Raw genomic sequence first — 18,116 nt, 5'->3', positions numbered from 1 at the left:
ATTGTTTAACTTATTGATTTAAATGCCATTTATGTTTAATGTGAACGCGGGTTGCTTTTTCATAACAATTGAATAACAATTATGTTGGCATGATTAAACTGAGCGATAAATAAATTACCTGAGTTAATTTAAAAGTTAAATAAGTAAATTTATCGGTTATGTAATTAAGGAAATTGCTATATTGGCACTATTAAGTCGGACCACATAATTAATTAGAAATAAACTCGTCTGATACCGAATTCTAAACTTTTATATTTTTTTGGAGTTGCTGACAATGGGTACAATTACACCGATTCTGAATCCGCTTACGCTGCCTGACGGCGCGGTACTGAAAAATCGTCTGGTCATGGCGCCGATGACCACCTGTACCGGTTTTTATGACGGTACGGTCACCAGCGAGCTGGTGGAGTACTACCGCGTGCGTGCTGGCAGCATTGGTACGGTGATTGTTGAATGCTGCTATATCGATAACAAGGGACCGGCTTTTCCCGGCGCCATCGCCATTGATAGCGATAACAAAATTCCCGGGCTGGCGAAAATCGCCGATGCAATAAAGTCACGTGGATCGAAAGCCATTCTGCAAATCTATCACGGCGGCCGTATGGTTGAGCCAGCGCTGATTGGCGGCAAAACCCCTGTGGCGCCGAGCGCCATTGCCGCTCCGCGCGAAGGCGCAACCACGCCGCAGGCGCTGAGTGCTGAAGAAGTGGATGTGATGATCACGAAGTTCGGTGACGCAGTTAACCGCGCGATTAAAGCGGGCTTTGACGGCGTTGAGATCCACGGCGCCAACACGTATCTGATTCAGCAATTCTATTCACCAAACTCCAACCAGCGTGATGACAAATGGGGCGGCAGCCGGGAAAAACGCGCGCGTTTCCCGCTGGCGGTGCTGGAAATTACCCATCAGATGGCGGATCGTTTCGCCCATGATTCCTTTATTATCGGCTACCGTTTTTCACCGGAAGAGATTGAGGTTCCCGGTATCCATTTTGACGATACCCTTTATCTGCTGGAAAAACTGGCGGCGCGCGGCCTGGATTACGTTCACTTTTCGGTAGGCTCGCTGCTACGCCCTTCAATTGTTGATACGCAGGACCCGACGCCGCTGATTGATAAATACATCGCCATGCGTTCGCCTGAGCTGGCGAAGGTGCCGGTCATCGGCGTTGGCGGCGTGGTCAATAAAGCCGATGTCGAAACGGCGCTGGCGCACGGTTATGATCTGGTGGCGATAGGTAAGGCCTGCATCGCCTACCCGGACTGGGCCGATCGCATTCTGAATGATGAACAGCTTGAGCTGTTTATTGATAGCACCCGGCGCGAAGCGCTCACCATTCCTGAACCGCTGTGGCGCTTCTCGCTGGTTGACGCCATGATCCGTGACATGAGCAGCAGCGGCCGTAAATATAAAGCTGGCGTCTTTCAGGAAAAAGTGGAGGCCGAGGCGCTGAAGCTGAAAATTAACGTCACCCTGGATACCGACCGTATTACTGATATCTCGCTGGTACCGGACGATACCCTCGACGTTGATTTCAGCGCCACTTTTGAGAGTCTGCGTTCACGCATTCTGGTCGCCAACAGCCCGCACGTTGATGCGATTACCGGCGCCACAACTCAGAGTGAGGCGCTGAAAAAAGCCGTGTCGCGCGCGTTAGCGACCTCCAGCAAAGAACATGTGATTGACGAGGGTGGCAACCCCAGCGCGCCGGTGGTTTACGACGTGGTGGTGGTCGGCAGCGGCGGTGCCGGACTGGCGGCGGCTATTCAGGCGTGTGATGAAGGCGCCCGGGTCGCCATTATCGAAAAAATGCCCACCATCGGCGGCAACACCATCAAGGCGTCGGTAGGGATGAACGCGGCGGAAACCCGCTTCCAGGCGCTGAAAGGGATCAAGGACAGCAAAGATCTTTTCTACGACGAGACGCTGAAAGGCGGCAAGTTTAAAAATAATCCGCAGCTGCTAAGAGAGTTCGTTAACCTGGCGCCGGAGGCTATCGAATGGCTGGCCTCACACGGTATTGAACTGAATGATATTACCATTACCGGCGGCATGAGCATTGACCGCACCCACCGTCCGGCGGATCGTTCTGCCGTCGGCGGTTTTCTGATAAGCGGCCTGGTTAAAAATATCAATACCCGCAACATTGAGGTACTGCTTGAGACCTCCGTGGCCGACATCCTGTTTGAAAACGGCGCCGTTACCGGCGTGAAGGTGGTGGATGAATACAATGACACGCGTATTCTCAACGCCAAAAGCGTGATCGTCGCTACCGGCGGCTTCAGCGCTAACCGTGAAATGGTGGTTAAATATCGTCCGGAGCTGGATGGTTTCGTTACCACTAACCACAAAGGCGCGACCGGTAGCGGTATTGCCATGCTGCAAAAAATCGGTGCCGATACCGTTGATATGGGCGAAATACAAATCCACCCGACGGTGGAGCAGACCACCTCTTATCTGATTTCAGAATCGATTCGCGGCGGTGGGGCGATGCTGGTTAGCCAGGCGGGGCAGCGTTTCTTTAACGAAATGGAAACCCGCGATAAGGTGTCAGCACAAATCATCGCTCTGCCAGAAAAAAGCGCCTGGATTATCTTCGACGAACAAATCCGACTTAACAATAAGGCCGCCGACGAGTATATCGGCCGTGGTTTTGTTATCAGCGCTGCGACCCCCGAAGAGCTGGCGGCGAAGATCAATATGGACCCGACGGCGTTGCAACACACCCTGGAACGCTTTAATCAGTTTGTCGAACAGCAAAACGATGAGGATTTCGGCCGCAAAACGGCGCTGCGTCATCCGCTTAACCAGGGGCCATATTATGCTATTCGCATTGCGCCTGGGGTTCATCACACCATGGGCGGCGTGACGATTAACGTTGATACCTCGGTGCTCGACAGCCAAAAACAGATTATCCCCGGCGCATGGGCTGCCGGCGAGGTGGTCGGCGGTATTCACGGTGCCAACCGTATCGGCGGCAACGCCGTCGCCGATATCATTATTTTCGGTATCAAAGCGGGCCACAACGCCGCTGTACATGCGTTGAGCTAACCTGCGTGCCGGCGTCGCTGATGAGGCGGCGCCGGCGCCTGAGGTCTGTCTGAGCGCGGAGGCGATGCGTGTCTGAAGATGCCGGTGTATATAACTATTCTGCTGTAATGATGGGCTCTCCCATCCTGCTCAAACTTTTCCAACCTGATGAAACCCTGGCGAGACGGGTTTTTCAGCTGATTAAGCAGCTGGAAAATCTGCTGACGGTTAATCGTTCCCCTTCACAAGTAATGGCAATTAATCAGGCGGCAGGGCGCCATGCGGTCAGCGTCAGCCCGGCGGTTTATCAGCTGATTAAGTTGGCGCATGAGGTAAGCCTGCTCCCCGGCGGCTGTTTTAATTTTGCCATCGGCCCGCTGGTTAAACGGTGGAAAATTGGCTTTCAGGGACACAGCGTGCCGCCGGCGGATGAGATAGCCAGGCTGTTGCCGTTAATTAACCCGCGGGATGTCGAGCTGGATGACGCCGGGCAGTCGGTATTTCTGCGCCATGCGGGTATGGAGATTGATCTTGGCGCCATTGCTAAAGGCTGGATAGCCGACCGGGTGCAGGATTATCTGCGTACTCAGGGGATAAGCCAGGCGCTGATTAACCTTGGCGGTAACGTGCAGACGCTGGGTTTTCCGCCACACGGCGGGCAACAGCGCTGGCACGTAGGTTTGCAAAAGCCGTTCGCGGCACGGGAAGAGCTGATCGGTACGATTAACGTCGAGGAGATGTCGGTGGTCACCTCCGGGGTTTATGAGCGCTTTTTTACGCTCGGTGAACGTCAGTATCATCATATTCTTGACCCGGCGACCGGCTATCCGCTGGATAATGAATTGCTTAGCGTGACCGTGGTTTCCCGGCGCTCGATCGACGGCGATATCTTCACCACCTTGCTGTACGGCATGGGCATTGAGCAGGGCAGCCAGATGCTGGAAGCCCGCCCTGATATTGAAGCGATTTTCGTTACCCGCGATCGGCGGGTGGTTTGTCGCTCGCAGCGGCTTTTCGATTTTACCCTGACCAATCCGCAATACCGGCTGGCGCAAAGCTAATGGCAATACTGCTTTAGCAGCATATGGAACTCGGGTTGCAGCCGATAGCGATAGACGGGTCTGCCGGTCACCCCGTAATGAATGCTGGTAAACAGAATATTGTTTTGCGCCAGCCAGATCAGGTATTTACGGCAGGAAACGCGCGAGATTCCCACTTCAGCGGCCAGCTCATCGGTTGAAAACTCCAGCGCCGGGTGGCTATCAATCCACTGGCAGAGCGTTCGCAGGGTTTGCACCGTCAGCCCTTTGGGCAGCCGTCGCGGATCGCTGGTAGCGGCGGCTCCGCCGTGAAGTAGCTGATCTACTTCTGCCTGCTGATAATAGGGCTGGTTGTCGATCAGGTTCTTTTTCTGCTGCCAGTTGAGCAACGCCTCTTCAAAACGCGGGAACTGGAACGGCTTGATGAGATAGTCAGCAACGCCGTAGTGCATTGAGGTTTTAATGGCCTGCGCGTCCGCTGCCGATGAGATGATAATCACATCCAGCGAGCTTCTGGCGCTGCGAATTTCCGGCAGCAGGTCCAGGCCGCTCTCCTGATGCAAATAGATATCCAGCAGCACCAGATCGAGGTTACTCCCCTCATGCAGCCATTGTCTGGCCTGCTGAAGCGTCGATGCCACGCCGCAACAGGTAAAGCCGGGGATCTGTGCGATATAGCAGCGATTCAGCTCCGCGACCATGGCATCATCGTCAACTACTAATACATTGATCATGCTGTTGTACCGCCTCCATCCCAGGGAAGTTGAACTAAAAATTGAGTAAATACGCCGGGCTCTGATTCAACGGTAACCGTGCCGCCGAGGCTTTCAGTTTGCTGGCGTAATAACCAGAGACCAACGCCGCGATCCTCGCCTTTTGAGGAGACGCCGCGGGTAAAGATGCGAGTCAGATTTTCGGCACTGATGCCCGGCCCGTCATCGCTGACTTCGCAGGCCAGCCAGCCGTTCTGATAGTGTAATAACAGATGGATCTCGCCTTCAGGCTGATCGTCCAGCGCTTCAAGGGCGTTTTCTATCAGGTTGCCCAGTACGGTAATCAGCGTGCTGGTTTGCTGCTCATTGCCGACATCGGGCAGCCAGCTGGCATCGCTGAGGATTAGACGATGCCCCTGGTCCAGCGCCCGGCCGATCTTACTCAGAATAAACCCGGCAATCACCGGCGGCCTGATACGTCCCAGCAGCGAGCCAATCTCCGTCTGATAATTATTCGCCGTATTAACCACGTATTCTTCAAGCTGAGCGTAGTTTTTCAAATGTAGCAGGCCGAGAATGACATGCAGCTTGTTCATAAATTCATGGGAGCGTTCACGCAGGGCATCAATATAGTTGACCATGCCGCTCAGCCGCTGCATTAGCTGGCTGACTTCCGTCTTATCCCTGAAGGTACAAACCGCGCCAATAAGCTCTCCCTGAGTGCGCACTGGCAGGGTATTGGTCAGCAGAATACGCCCGTTAAAATCCATCTCGCGATCGCGCAAAGGCTCACCGCTGGCCAATACCTGGTGCAGGCTGTCGATGACCGGCGAGGGGGCGCCCGGCGGTGAAGCATCCACCGGATTGCTGCCGTTGAGTAGCAGGCGGGCCGCGTGATTAATCAGCGTAATCTGGCCGAGCTGGTCGACGGCCACCACCCCCTCTTTCATCGATTGCAGCATGGCCTGACGCTGTTCGAACAGGGTAGATATCTCATAGGGCTCGAGGCCAAACAGAATGCGCTTTAGCCAGCGCACCAGAAACAGCGTGCCGAGGGTGCCGACCAGCGCGCCGAATAAAATCGTACCGGCAATGCGCCAGCGGCTCTGACTGATAAGCTCCGCCACGCGCGTCAACGAGGTGCCAATCGCGACCACGCCAATTTGCCGATGCTGGTCGTCATAAACCGGTGTGAACACGCGCAGCGCCCGATCCAGTACGCCGCGATTAACCGAGACGTTCTCGTGCCCCGCAAGTGCCGGATTGAGATCGTCGCCAATAAAGTGTTGGCCGATAATCTGCTGATTAGGGTGGGAATAGCGAATGCCCTGCATATTGGTAATGACCACGAATAGCAGGTCGTTACGCTCCTGCACCTCGCGGGCGATAGACTGAATGTCGCTTTGCTGCGGCGCCAGCAGGAGGCCATGGCGGATTTCCGCTTGCAGGGCCAGCGTGCGGGCCACCGCCATCGCTTTCTCTTTCACCGCCGAGCGGGTGATATCGCCGGCCTGCCAGAAATCGAGCAAATGAACGCTGAATAGAACGGAAACAATCACCGCGCTGACCATTAGCGTGACGGTCGTGCTGAATTTCAACGGGCGCTTGCGTACCCTGGGCATCGTTTTTGGTCCGCTCATGAGCGCTCTCAGGTCAGCTGGTAAGGAAAAGTATTATCGCTAAGCGTTGGGTGTTGTAAACCAACGGTTGAGATAATTCCAAACGATAGGGCGTCGCGAGCGGGGTGAAGCGGGTGAGCAGGGCTGGTTAATAATCTTGTACAGGTTTGGCCCGCAAACTTGTTTATCTTTACCGGCATTGTCTATTATTGGTTGTGCATCGGCTTTACGTTGCCTGGCAGAAAATCTGCTATCGGGCAGGAGAGCGTCCCGGCGCTGACCGGATTTTAGCCGCGCCAGCAGCTTATGGCGAAACTGGCTAAGCATAGCGGGGGCAGGGGCGGCGGGCGGTTCACGTTTTTAATGGTAGAAAAATTCCGCCCATAACGCTTAGCGTATTAAGAATTATCCGTATGTTTTATTGCCAGCTAACGATCGCACTTTTTGCCAAAGCTTTACTGCCCGAAATCTGTTCTCCTTAGTTGTACATTAATATTTTAGCTGTATAACTTTGCCACGCAGGAGCGCCTGCACTTTATTTGGATGGGGTACATAATGCGTCAGAACGGATATAACCTTAATACAGCGGATGCCATTGCCCATTATTTCAGCAAGGCCAGCTTACCCTCTCAGCAGGAAACGCTGGGGCAGATCGTGGTTGAAATTCTGCGCGACGGTCGCAATCTGAATCGCAAATCAATTTGTACCAAACTGCTACGTCGTCTTGAACTGGCCGGTGGGCCAGAAGAAGAAAGCCATTACCATGAGCTTATCGGACTGCTGTTTGACCGCCAGCGCTAATACTACCTATATAAGGATATCGCGACGATGAACGCGGTGTGAAATAAGCAGGGAGTTCCGAAGATGACGTTGCAGCCTTGGTGACCCCATTCTGCTGGAAACTAAACCGTTGCCAGCAGAATTAAGGTTTACAGCAAACGTAACGGCAATCAGAGATGCAGTAATGAACAGAAGCGATGACGATAAACTCATTGATAAACTGATCGGTGAAGCCGTGATGACGCTACTGGAGTCTGAAGGCCCGGTTAACAGCAGAGCGTTAACCGATGAACTCAGACGTATGGCCGCGCAAGAGCAAAATCTGATGCGGCGTGAGTCAATTCTACGTGCCACCAGAGAAGTTAAACAGAGCATTGACGCATACCGGCACCAGACAGCTCGGGATGCCGCCGGACAGCAGAACGGTCCAAGATCAGTGTTTGATCATCACAGCGCTGGCAGCGGCTCGCGCAAGCATTGACGCCACGGCGGATCAACGCCGCCGCGTCACGGTAAATGCTACGCGCTGTCCCCGTCTCTTTTCTGCTTGCCAGCTATTCCTGCCGGGCGCTGATAACTGCCTAATCCGAAATTGTTGCTCACCGTGGTAGCTGCATACCCCACGTTTTTCTGTCTGCCGATTATTCCTGCCGGGCGCTAAGATCCGCTAAATCCGCAATCGCAACTCACCGTGGTGGCTGCATACCCCACGTTTTTCTGTCTGCCGATTATTCTGCCGGGCGCTAAGATCCGCTAAATCTGAGATCGCAATTCAACGCGGTGGCTGCACACCTTTTTTACTGCTTGTCGGGCGCTGATTGGCGCACCGGCAGTTTCGTCGCTGGGGCCTGAGCTGGCGCGTTTTCCCGGCGGCTGGCTGAAATAGACGTTAGTTACCGCTGCATTATCCAGGAACGGTTTGCTATCACCTTTCTTCAGACGGCGCGGCTATTGCCGTAAAAAACCAGGCGACGGGCTTTATCGATCAGCTGGCGCCAGCGGCTTCGCCATCGCTGGCGGCGGTTTGATTTTTGCGCTGCACGATATCGGCCATGACTGCCAGCGCAATTTCAGCGGGCGTTTTGCTCCCCAGCGGCAGGCCGATAGGCGCATTGATGCGGCTTAGCTGCTGGTCGGTAAACTCAGCAATGGTTTGCAGCCGCTTGAGGCGCTGCTGACTGTTGCGCAACGATCCCATCGCGCCAATATAAAACGCTGGCGTATCAATGGCCTCCATTAACGTCAGATCGTCCATGCGCGGATCGTGGGTCAGGGCAACCACCGCGGTATTGGCATGGCAGCCGTTTTGCTCAATATACTTCGCCGGAAACTGGCGCAGCAGCGTGATTTCTGAGGTCAGCTGCGGGGCAAAATTCTCCAGTGCTTCGGCGCGGTTCTCACACACGATGACGTGAAATCCCAGCGCGTTGGCAAACTCCGCGCAGTAAAGGGCGACGCTCGACAGCCCGGCGATTAACAGCTGCGGCGCGGCGGCGATAAATAATCTGACCTGACTGCCGCGGCGCACGACCTGGCGCGTACCGGTAAAATTTTCACACCGACGGATCTCGCCGGCCGCCGGCAGGGTGATGCTTTTCTCCAGCGCATAGTGGCCGGTTAGCGCGGCGGCAATCTGCCGCAGATAACTCATGCTGGCTTCATCTGGCGTTAAATACTCAATTAATACGTCCAGCGAGCCGCCGCAGGGTAGCGCAATATTCGGCGTCAGGGCGCCTTCACCATAGCGGATAATCTGACTTGCCGCCTGATATTCGCCGGCGGCGATGCGCTGCAAAAAATCCTCTTCAATACAACCTCCTGACAGCGAGCCGCAATAGCGCTGCCGGCCATCAGCCACCATCAGCGAACCGGGCGCGCGCGGCGACGAGCCATAGGTGCTCAACACGGTACACAGCCAGACCGGACGCTGAGGCAGCCAGTCGATGGCCTGATTGATGACGGCAATATCAAGATGTTGCATGTCGTTGGCTAATTATCCGGCGCTAAGAGGAAAAATCATCGGGTGAGTATGCATATAGTGCGCATCCTAAGTTTGCATATTGCATGCTAAAACCGGCGTCATTATTATCGCGTTTACGCATTGAGCACAAGGCGTTGCGCAATAATGCAGATGTCCAGTCTGAAGCAAAATCCGTCCCAAAAACCCTCCCGTTGCATCCGGCGCTGGTGGTTTGCACAAGCTTTGCTGCGGGTTAAATACGTTGTCGACTTCATCTTTCGCAATCCGCATTGAGGCGACGCTCACACCCCGTTCGCGGTCAGTCGGCTTAATCAATCGCGTCATGCGCATACAATTTATCCTCTTGTAAACCTGATGTGTTATTAAATCGTGTTTTTTCTGAAAACGATACGTTAATCACCTAATTATTATGCTGATAACATTAATCTCATCATCCTGGAAGCCGCATGAAGTACGATTGCGCAACAAAACAGCTAATTACTATAAAATATGCAGGTTATTTATGAGCAATATTAATTCATCACGGCGCCGCTTTCTTAAAGGCGCTGTGATTGCCGGGGTTGCTGTCTATCTGGCTCCACTCCATAGCCGGGCTTATGCCGCGTTGTTTGAAGATAAAATTCTTCAGCTACCGGACTGGGATGCCGATAAAAAACGAATCCGCCTGCGTATTGACGGTCGCGCCAAGGTGACCGGCAAGAAGGTGTTCGCGCGTGATATCCGGGCGGCGGATATGCCGCACTGGCCGCAAAAGCAAGCCCATGCTTTTATTGTGCGCACCACGCGCGCCGACCGCCTGTTTACCGGTATCAACCTTGAACTGTTAGCTGATGACCTGCAGCCGGACCGGCTGGTAACGGCTGACGATCTGGCGCGTGACGGTCTGGCTTTCCCGGCGTTTTACGGCGACGACATGCTGTTGCCGACCGGTAAAACGCCCGCCTACCTCGGTCAGGCGGTGGCTATCCTGATTTACCACGACTTTGCCCGCTTCCGCTTTGCTAAAGATCGGCTGAAATTTAAAGATGAAGTGATCAACTATGGTGCAGAAACCGGCCCCCTGGCGCGCGACCCGTGGGGAACGTTTCGCTTTGTGCGCGTGGGTGGCGCCAGCCCCTTTGACGACGACCATTTTTCCAGCCTGAAAGACACGCCAATCTTTCCCTCGGCGATGAAAAAGCACCTGCCGGTGTGGCCGCAAGGGAAGGAGGGCGGCAAGCTGGATCAGCAGGGCATGTATTATGCAGCAACCATAGCTGATGAGTTGCAACAGCCACCGGCCGACTGGCTGGTAATGTCGCGTCGCTATACTACGCAGTCGATCGACACTGCCGCGCTGGAGCCGGATAACGCTAACGGCTGGTTTGATCGGGCTGCCGGTGTGTTGCATATGGTGGTGCCGACGCAGTCACCGCAGGAACTGGCGGAAGGCATGCCGCAGATGCTGGGCAGCAGCCGCCATCCGGTGAAGCAGCTGATCCTGCATCCCTGCTACACCGTGGGGTATGGTTCAAAAGACCACTGCAATTTTCCTTACTATGGCGCGGTTGCGGCGCTGTATGGCGACGGCTATCCGGTACGGCTGGCTAACGATCGCTACGAACAATTTCAAACCGGGCTGAAGCGCCACGCTTTCAATCTTAATTACACCATTGCCGTGGACAAGCGCAGCGGTGAAATGCAGTCATTTTTCGGTGAGATGACGGCTAACGGCGGCGGACGCAGCAATTTTACCCCCTCCGTATCAATGGTTGGCGCCACCGCCGCGCAGTCAATTTACTATTTCCCGAAAAGCGATCTTTCCGCCGTAGGCCTTGCCACGCGTGCTATTGATGCTGGTTCCGCGCGGGGCTATGGCACCTTGCAAAGCATGGCCGCCACCGAAATGATGGTGGATGAACTGGCAGCGGAACTGAAGCTGGACCCCATCGTCTTCCGCCAGCGCAATGTGCTGAAATCCGGAATGAAGAACACTCAGGGCGCGATACCCGCCGGCGCCATCCGCGCCGACGAGGTGTTGGCAAAGGCCGCGCAGCATGAAATCTGGCAGCAGCGCAAACAGCGCAAGGCTGATTTTGAGCATAACAACCCCGGCAAACGCTACGGTGTGGGCTTTGGCTGCGTGCAGAAAGACTTCGGCACCGGCGCGGAGACCTCATTTGCCAGGGTTGAACTGAGCGAAGATGGACGGATAACGCTGCATCACAGCGGAGCAGAGATGGGTACCGGTATGTCGACCTCGCAGTCGGTAGTTTGTGCGCAGTGGCTGGGTAAGCCGGCGGATGAAGCACATTTTTCGGTTACCGACTGGTCTTCGCTGCCGATGGTAACCAGCGGTGACCCCTACCTGATGTCACAGCAGGATATGGACAGCGCCAGCGTCAATCCCAACTGGACGCCTTCTTACTGTTCGCCTTCAAGCGCCAGTAACTCCGCCTATTACTTTTCCCATAGCACGCGAGAAGCGGCGCGCCTGTTGTTTGACTACGGCCTGTGGCCGGCGGCGCTGGCTATCTGGCAGTCTGGTATTGGCGGTGGGCAGGCTGCCCCGCTGATCGTTCGCAAAGAGGATGCGCGCTGGGTGGAGGGGGGCCTGACGGCGGATGGTATGCAAATTCTACCGTTGGCGCTGCTGGCAAAAAAAGCCTGGCAAATGGGCGGCGTCACCGGCGCGACGGTGCACGTATTCAATCGCTGGCAGTGGGGCGAAGCAGAGTTTTTGCTAAATGGTACGCAAACTCGCCTGCCGATCGATGGCCTGGCGCTGCGCCATGGCAAGCAAGACTATCGCACTCTGGCGCGCAGCAAGGTGTTTTATCCGCCGATGCAGCGTAACAACGCTTCGGTAACCTACTACAGCGCCGTTGGCACCCTGGTTGAAGTGGCGGTAGATCGCGCCAGCGGACAGGTAGAACTTCTTAATCATCATTCCATTATGGAGTGCGGCAATCTGATTGTGCCTGAACTGGTCTCTGGCCAGCTACAGGGCGGTCTGGCTATGGGGATCGGCCATGCGCTGCACGAATATTTACCGCTGTATGAGGATGGGCCTGGCAACGGAACCTGGAATTTTAACCGTTATCAGCTGCCGCGCGCCAGCGACGTAGCGGTCTGGAAGCAGACCGGCGACGTGCTGCCCGCGCTGTCGGAAACCGACCCGCCGAAAGGCATCGCCGAGGTGGTGATGATCCCGGTGGTCGCCGCGTTGATTAACGCTATCGCCGATGCAACTGGTCATCGTTTCCGTGATTTGCCCGTCCGTGCAGAAAATATTCGTGAGGTATTACAATGAGCATAAAAACCCGTCCCTGTTCTCTGACCATCAATGGCCGCTCGTACGGCCCGATTGAGGTGCCGGAGGGGCTGATGATGATCGATTTCCTGCACGAGTATGTGGCGCTGACAGGCTCCCGACTCGGCTGTGGTCAGGGGATCTGTCACGCCTGCGTGGCAATCGTCGATAACCCGGACGGTACCAGCGAGGAGGTGCGAACCTGTATCACCGGCGCCCATTTCTTTAACGGTAAAAAAGTACGTACCGTTGAAGGACATAGCCAGCAGAACGAGCAGGGCGAAGTGATTGCTATCTCACCGGTGCAGCAGGCGTTTCTCGAACATTTCAGCTTTCAGTGCGGTTATTGCACTCCAGGTTTTGTTAACGCCGCCACTATTTTTATCGAAAAGCTCAAACATCAGCCGGTTGAGCGTGACAAGCTGGAAGATGCCATCGTTGAAGCGCTAAATAATCATATCTGCCGCTGTACGGGCTATGTGCGCTATTACGAAGCGGTGCGCGATCTGGTGCTGAAAACGCCGGGTCTGGTGAAGGAGACGACACAATGATTAAACGTCTCGCTTTACTGATTCTACTGGCGATTATTATCATTATTGCCGTGTTGTGGTGGCGGGAAAACCGGCACAATGATGCACCGGTGCAAAAGGTCACCGCCAGTGCGCAGCAGCTGGCGCGCGGGCGCTATCTGACGCGCGCGGCCGACTGCGCAGCCTGTCATACGGCGGAAGGCGGTGCGCCGCTGGCCGGTGGCTATCCGCTAAAAACGCCGTTCGGCACTATTTACGGCAGCAACCTGACGCCCTCAGCCGATTATGGCATCGGGCGCTGGACGCGTGACGATTTCTACCGGGCGCTAACCGCTGGCATCGCGCCCGGCGGACGTCATCTCTACCCGGCGATGCCTTACACCTCGTATAAAGGAATGACCCGTCAGGATTCCGATGACATCTACGCCTGGCTGATGACGCAGCCGGCGGTAGAGGTCGCGCCGCCGAAAAACAACCTGCCATTCCCGTTCAACCAGCGCATGGCGATGATTGGCTGGAATCTGCTGTTTTTCAACCATGATCCTTTACCGGCAGTTTCTCAGGGCAACTCAGCCCTCTGGCAGCGTGGGCGCTACCTGGTCGACGTGCTTGGCCACTGCGGTGAATGTCATACCCCGCGCGGCAAGCTTGGTCAGATGGATCTGGATAAAACGATGCAGGGCGGCGTACCGGAGCGATTTAGCGCGCCAGCTATCACCCCGCAGGCGCTGGCGCAGCGCGGCTGGCAGGCTAATGATTTAAATAGCTTTCTGGCAACCGGTCTCGCGCCGCAGGGCTCCGCCTTCAGCGATATGCATATGGTGGTGGATCTAAGTACGCGCTATCTGTCACCCGATGACCGTGAAGCGCTGGTGACCTATCTGACAGGCGATAAGCCAGTAGCCCCATTGCCGGTTAGCAGCGTAGCGCAAACTGCGACGTCCGGCGATCGCGGTCACATGCTTTATCTCGACCAGTGCTCCGGCTGCCACGCCCGCGAAGGCGAGGGGAAACCGCACGTAGCGGTAGCGATGCAAAACAACGCCACGCTGCGCCAGCCCGATAGCAGAAATCTGATTGTTTCAGTGCTTGATGGCCTGCCCGCCCAGCAGTTTCCGCACGGCGAAAGTATGCAAAGCATGCATGGTTTTAGCAGCCGCCTGAATGATGATGATGTTGCCGCGCTGGTGAACTATCTGCGCGCCAGATGGGGGGGGCTGCCGGCGAACGTTACGCCGCAGCAGGTGAAGGCGCTGCGTAAAAGTCATTAAATAAGGATGGGGGGAGGTTCAGGGCCGTCTGGCATCACGGCCCTTTGACCCGGATCTGTAAATCCCTCCCAGCCTGCCCGATTTGTTTCACCTTCGGTGGGTTGTTCCGTTCGCCGGGCCGTTGGCTGATTTCTCCACCTGCGGTGGGTTGTTCCGTTCGCTTGCACGGTAGGCCGCTTATTTCACCTTTGGTGGGTTGTTCCGTTCGCCTGCGCGGCCAGTGCCATCGTTGCCCGCCGCTGCGGGCGACCGGCAAGGGGCCATCAAACGTCATGGCCCCTTGACCCCGGACTTCCGGCAGTTTCTGCGTGGCTGCGCCCTTCCCTCACGCATGTAGCCCGCCGTACGGGCCGTTCGCGATGCGTTCCCGACGCAGCGCTTACTTTCGCCGCCTCCCTGCGGCTCACCCTGGCGGGCTTCATTCGCTCGGCGCAGAAAAGCCTGTTGGTTCAGGTTTGCTGAAACGGCATCCGTTTTTAATCGATAACGGCGTTAGGGCTGGTTTGTTGCTGTTCACCAGCGGTGGAGTATTCCGTTTGCCTGGTTGGCTGCTTTCAGCTGTGATGGATGCTTCGTTCACTGTCGGTGGGTTGTTCCGCTCGCCTGCCAGGCTGGTGGCATAGTTGCCCGCCGCTGCGGGCGACCGGCAAGGGGCCATCAAACGTCATGGCCCCTTGACCCCGGACTTCCGGCAGTTTCTGCGTGGCTGCGCCATTCCCTCACTGCTTCAGCCCGCCTGACGGGCCGTTCGCGATGCGTTCCCGACGCAGCGCTTACTTTCGCCGCCTCCCTGCGGCTCACCCTGGCGGGCTTCATTCGCTCGGCGCAGAAAAGCCTGTTGACGCAGGTTTGTGGGAGACGGCATTCGTTTTTAATCGATAACACCGTGGGCATAGATTTGCTGAAGGCGGCATCCGTTTTAATCAATGAAGGCGTTGGGTGCGGCAGTGATTATCTTCTGCTTAAAAGCAAGGAAAGGTTGCTGGTGTTTAACCCGGCGCAGACCTGCTTTTATCTTTTTACTGAAAGCGATGAAGAAGTTTGCGGGGGAGGAGAAGGCCCGGCTGATTTCAGCAGGCTCGCGGCCAGGGATGGCCGTGCGCCAGGCCACACGGACGTGCTTGCGCCGGTGCAGAAAGCAGCCGGGCCTTCTGTGACCTGGATACCGGGCTTACAGCGATGAAGGTCTGCCGTTTGCGTAGTCAGGCCACACGGATTTGCTTGTGCCGGGCTTACAGCACTGAGGGTATGCCGTGCACTGACAGGTGCTGGTGCTGTTTAGATTCACCTTAGCGCAAAATTATCTAATTGTGACGTTGTCACTTTATCCGCCACGTACTGAGCCGCGCCAGACCAGCTCGGGCTGATAGAGGCGGCTGTCGTTGCGTAATTCTGCGCCAGCTGCGGGTTCTTCCTGCTCGCCGGTGACCAGCCATTGCACCGCGTCGCAGGCAAATTGCTCGGCGGGCTGGGCGAAGGTGGTGAGGTTGTAGGAGGACCAGCCCGATTGCGGAATGTTATCAAAGCCGACAATGCAGAGGTCGTCCGGTACCCGCAGTGCAAAGCGGTGACGCGCTTCATCCATAAAGCCGCAGGCGACCAGGTCGGTGACGCAAAACACCGCGTCCGGGCGCTGATGGCGCGTCAGCAAGCGCTGCGCCAACTGGCGACCACTTTCATATGAGGTGCTGCCAACCCGTTCAACCACCGCTTGCAGTCCGGCCTGCGCGGCGGCGGCGATAAAGTCGCTTTCGCGGCGGGTCAGGCTGGGGGTTCCGGCCTGCGAGTTCGCGAAGGCAAGATGGCGGCAGCCCGCGCGTAAAAAGGCCATTACCGCCGTTTCTGCGGCGTTGGCAGAATCAAGATTAATATTCAGCGAGTCGGGCAGGGTTTCGTCGCGATTGATCAGCACCAGCCGCTGACCGTGCTTGTAGCAAAGTTGGGTGATGGCTTTATCCGGCATGCCGGAAAGAATGATCGAAGCATCGGCGCGAAAGTTTATCGCCTGCTGTAGCGCCAGCGACACGCTGTTATCGGAGCGGTCGGTATTGATCAGCATTGCCACTTTGCCGGCCTGCTGTAAATAGTGGCTTAGCCAGCGTACCAGCGAGGCGCGATAGGGGGTGGCGATTTCCGATACGATCAGGCAGACAATGCCGCTGCGGTTGCGCACCAGACCACGAGCAAGGTGATTAACGTGATAGCCCAGTTCTTGCGCCGCCTTCATGACGCGAGCGCGGGTATTTTCCGAAACACTGGCGCCCGGCGTAAAGGTGCGCGACACCGCAGAGCGCGAGACGCCTGCGCGCCTGGCCACATCCTGCGCGCTTATCGCTGTCTTTACATTGGCCATTCTCAGCCCCGGAGACAAAAATAATTACGCAGTTTGCCTTACTTTGCAAAGCTGTGCAAAAAAACTTGTCACTCTGTCACGAGAAAGTAACAAATCTGCTAAGTTCACTGGCGCCAGCGCACGCTTAAGCGCGGGGCAGGGAATGCTGAATTGAGCTACACCCTGCGTCTCAGATTGCTACGGGCCGCAGGCGAAAATGCCGGTGTTACCGGTTCGTATACCTTATTTTCGCCTGATATGATGGGCTGTAAGCGGTTTTGGTCTGCCGTTAAAGCTCGCGGAACGGGTCAGCAAACGCAAATCTGTAAATATATTGTTTCATTTTTGTGACATTGATTATCAAATGCTCTACATGTGCATTGACAGGCTATTTGTTGTTCTCTACTAATTTGCACACATGTGCAAAGAAAGGTGCCAGTGAAGCACCATCCCTATGGACCAAGGAGAACATCATGCGCCACACCCTGTTACCCGTTGCTATCGTCTTAGGCTGTAGTTCGCTGCCACTGGCCGCTTCAGCGGCGGGCAATCTTAATATGATCTGCTCGGCGGATGTAGTGGTCTGCGAGCATATGACGCGCATCTTCAGCAAAGAGCACCCTGACATCCACGTCAGCATGGTGCGCCTGTCTGCCGGTGAAGCCTATGCGCGTCTTCGTAGCGAAGCGCGCAATCCGAGAACGGATATCTGGTGGGCGGGCACCGGCGATCCTCATATGCAGGCTGCCGAAGAGAAGCTGACCCAGGAATACAAATCGCCGCTGCTTGACCAGCAGCAGGACTGGGCTAAAAAGCAGGCAGAGATTTCCGGTTACCGTACGGTGGGGATCTATGCCGGCGCGCTGGGCTGGGGTTACAACACCAAGCTACTCGCCGAAAAGAAAATTAAGCCGCCAGCCTGCTGGGCTGACTTGCTGAACCCGGCGCTGAAAGGTGAGATCCAAATCGCCAACCCTAACTCCTCCGGCACTGCCTATAACACCCTGGCGACGCTGGTGCAGATCATGGGCGAAGACCAGGCCTTCGATTACCTGAAAAAGCTTAACGCCAACGTCTCGCAGTACACCAAATCCGGTTCGGCGCCGGTCAAAGCCGCTGCGCGCGGTGAGACTACCGTCGGCATCGTGTTTATGCATGACGCCGTGGCAATGCAGGTCGACGGTTTTCCGGTGAAATCGGTAGCTCCTTGCGAGGGAACCGGCTTTGAAATCGGTTCGATGTCGATCGTTAAAGGCGCCCGCAATCTGGCCAATGCGAAAGCGTGGTACGACTGGGCGCTGAGCGCCAAGGCGCAGTCGCATATGAAAGAAGCCAAATCTTTCCAGCTCCCATCTAATCGTGATGCCGAAATTTCTGAATACGCACCGCGTTTTGAGAATATCAAGCTGATTGATTACGACTTTAAAACCTACGGTGACTCCGCCAAACGCAAGGCGCTGCTCAGCCGCTGGGATAAAGAGATCGGCGCCAGCGCGCAGTAAACGCACCAATAATCGTCCGGCGCGT

The 18,116-nt window shown here is 55.8% G+C and carries 12 protein-coding genes; 8 read left to right on the top strand and 4 right to left on the bottom strand.

Annotated features, from left to right (window positions below; genetic code table 11):
- The first annotated feature begins 274 nt into the window (after positions 1–274).
- Together BTJ39_RS05345 and BTJ39_RS05340 are read left to right on the top strand one after the other, a co-directional pair.
- The gene (locus BTJ39_RS05345; RefSeq protein ID WP_078001640.1) at positions 275–3,052 is read left to right on the top strand and encodes a flavocytochrome c; all 2,778 of its coding nucleotides are present in this window, start codon (positions 275–277) and stop codon (positions 3,050–3,052) included.
- Between the two features lie 68 nt (positions 3,053–3,120).
- Complete coding sequence (locus BTJ39_RS05340) at positions 3,121–4,092, top strand: FAD:protein FMN transferase (RefSeq protein ID WP_078001639.1); 972 nt, start codon at positions 3,121–3,123, stop codon at positions 4,090–4,092.
- On the opposite strand, the gene dcuR is transcribed toward BTJ39_RS05340, so the two are convergent.
- Both dcuR and BTJ39_RS05330 read right to left on the bottom strand, forming a co-directional pair.
- Complete coding sequence (gene dcuR / locus BTJ39_RS05335; protein WP_078001638.1) at positions 4,089–4,805, bottom strand: two-component system response regulator DcuR; 717 nt, start codon at positions 4,803–4,805, stop codon at positions 4,089–4,091. The two genes, BTJ39_RS05340 and dcuR, sit on opposite strands and share 4 nt — an antisense overlap.
- Positions 4,802–6,424, bottom strand: coding sequence for a sensor histidine kinase (locus BTJ39_RS05330; RefSeq protein ID WP_078001637.1), 1,623 nt, complete (start codon positions 6,422–6,424; stop codon positions 4,802–4,804). The genes dcuR and BTJ39_RS05330 overlap by 4 nt, the downstream gene beginning before the upstream one ends.
- 534 nt (positions 6,425–6,958) lie before the next feature.
- On the opposite strand from BTJ39_RS05330, the gene ycgZ reads away from it, so the two are divergent.
- A complete protein-coding gene (gene ycgZ, locus BTJ39_RS05325) occupies positions 6,959–7,204 on the top strand; it encodes a regulatory protein YcgZ (RefSeq protein WP_078001636.1) in 246 nt (81 codons plus the stop codon).
- A 163-nt stretch (positions 7,205–7,367) separates the two neighbouring features.
- On the top strand, positions 7,368–7,664 hold the full coding sequence (locus BTJ39_RS05320) for a hypothetical protein (protein WP_078001635.1): 297 nt from the start codon (positions 7,368–7,370) through the stop codon (positions 7,662–7,664).
- Positions 7,665–8,168: 504 nt separating this feature from the next.
- On the opposite strand, the gene BTJ39_RS05315 is transcribed toward BTJ39_RS05320, so the two are convergent.
- Entirely contained in the window at positions 8,169–9,164 is a 996-nt protein-coding gene (locus BTJ39_RS05315) for an XdhC family protein (protein WP_078001634.1), read from the bottom strand.
- Between the two features lie 502 nt (positions 9,165–9,666).
- On the opposite strand from BTJ39_RS05315, the gene BTJ39_RS05310 reads away from it, so the two are divergent.
- The 3 genes from BTJ39_RS05310 to BTJ39_RS05300 are packed head-to-tail and all read left to right on the top strand — an operon-like array spanning position 9,667 to position 14,257.
- On the top strand, positions 9,667–12,456 hold the full coding sequence (locus BTJ39_RS05310) for a xanthine dehydrogenase family protein molybdopterin-binding subunit (protein ID WP_078001633.1): 2,790 nt from the start codon (positions 9,667–9,669) through the stop codon (positions 12,454–12,456).
- Complete coding sequence (locus BTJ39_RS05305) at positions 12,453–13,007, top strand: (2Fe-2S)-binding protein (protein ID WP_078001632.1); 555 nt, start codon at positions 12,453–12,455, stop codon at positions 13,005–13,007. Before BTJ39_RS05310 ends, BTJ39_RS05305 begins: the two co-directional genes overlap by 4 nt.
- Positions 13,004–14,257 carry a cytochrome c gene (locus tag BTJ39_RS05300; RefSeq protein ID WP_078001631.1) on the top strand — a complete coding sequence of 418 codons (1,254 nt, stop codon included), beginning with the start codon at positions 13,004–13,006 and terminating at the stop codon, positions 14,255–14,257. Before BTJ39_RS05305 ends, BTJ39_RS05300 begins: the two co-directional genes overlap by 4 nt.
- A 1,324-nt stretch (positions 14,258–15,581) precedes the next feature.
- Here BTJ39_RS05300 and BTJ39_RS05290 read toward each other — a convergent pair.
- On the bottom strand, positions 15,582–16,610 hold the full coding sequence (locus BTJ39_RS05290; RefSeq protein WP_078001629.1) for a LacI family DNA-binding transcriptional regulator: 1,029 nt from the start codon (positions 16,608–16,610) through the stop codon (positions 15,582–15,584).
- Between the two features lie 452 nt (positions 16,611–17,062).
- On the opposite strand from BTJ39_RS05290, the gene BTJ39_RS05280 reads away from it, so the two are divergent.
- Entirely contained in the window at positions 17,063–18,091 is a 1,029-nt protein-coding gene (locus BTJ39_RS05280; RefSeq protein ID WP_078001627.1) for an ABC transporter substrate-binding protein, read from the top strand.
- Positions 18,092–18,116: the final 25 nt, after the last annotated feature.

The organism is Izhakiella australiensis (assembly GCF_002006995.1).
Classification (GTDB): domain Bacteria; phylum Pseudomonadota; class Gammaproteobacteria; order Enterobacterales; family Enterobacteriaceae; genus Izhakiella; species Izhakiella australiensis.
The sequence above is the reverse complement of the archived record's forward strand: the minus strand, read 5'-3'. Positions and strand labels throughout refer to the sequence as shown.

What these genes read in the sequence shown, in the direction of transcription:
- BTJ39_RS05320 (WP_078001635.1), top strand. Translation starts at nt 7,368, where the DNA reads ATGAACAGAAGCGATGACGATAAACTCATTGATAAACTGATCGGTGAA.
- dcuR (WP_078001638.1), bottom strand. Translation starts at nt 4,805, where the DNA reads ATGATCAATGTATTAGTAGTTGACGATGATGCCATGGTCGCGGAGCTG.
- BTJ39_RS05290 (WP_078001629.1), bottom strand. Translation starts at nt 16,610, where the DNA reads ATGGCCAATGTAAAGACAGCGATAAGCGCGCAGGATGTGGCCAGGCGC.
- BTJ39_RS05305 (WP_078001632.1), top strand. Translation starts at nt 12,453, where the DNA reads ATGAGCATAAAAACCCGTCCCTGTTCTCTGACCATCAATGGCCGCTCG.
- ycgZ (WP_078001636.1), top strand. Translation starts at nt 6,959, where the DNA reads ATGCGTCAGAACGGATATAACCTTAATACAGCGGATGCCATTGCCCAT.
- BTJ39_RS05330 (WP_078001637.1), bottom strand. Translation starts at nt 6,424, where the DNA reads ATGAGCGGACCAAAAACGATGCCCAGGGTACGCAAGCGCCCGTTGAAA.
- BTJ39_RS05300 (WP_078001631.1), top strand. Translation starts at nt 13,004, where the DNA reads ATGATTAAACGTCTCGCTTTACTGATTCTACTGGCGATTATTATCATT.
- BTJ39_RS05315 (WP_078001634.1), bottom strand. Translation starts at nt 9,164, where the DNA reads ATGCAACATCTTGATATTGCCGTCATCAATCAGGCCATCGACTGGCTG.
- BTJ39_RS05280 (WP_078001627.1), top strand. Translation starts at nt 17,063, where the DNA reads ATGCGCCACACCCTGTTACCCGTTGCTATCGTCTTAGGCTGTAGTTCG.
- BTJ39_RS05310 (WP_078001633.1), top strand. Translation starts at nt 9,667, where the DNA reads ATGAGCAATATTAATTCATCACGGCGCCGCTTTCTTAAAGGCGCTGTG.
- BTJ39_RS05345 (WP_078001640.1), top strand. Translation starts at nt 275, where the DNA reads ATGGGTACAATTACACCGATTCTGAATCCGCTTACGCTGCCTGACGGC.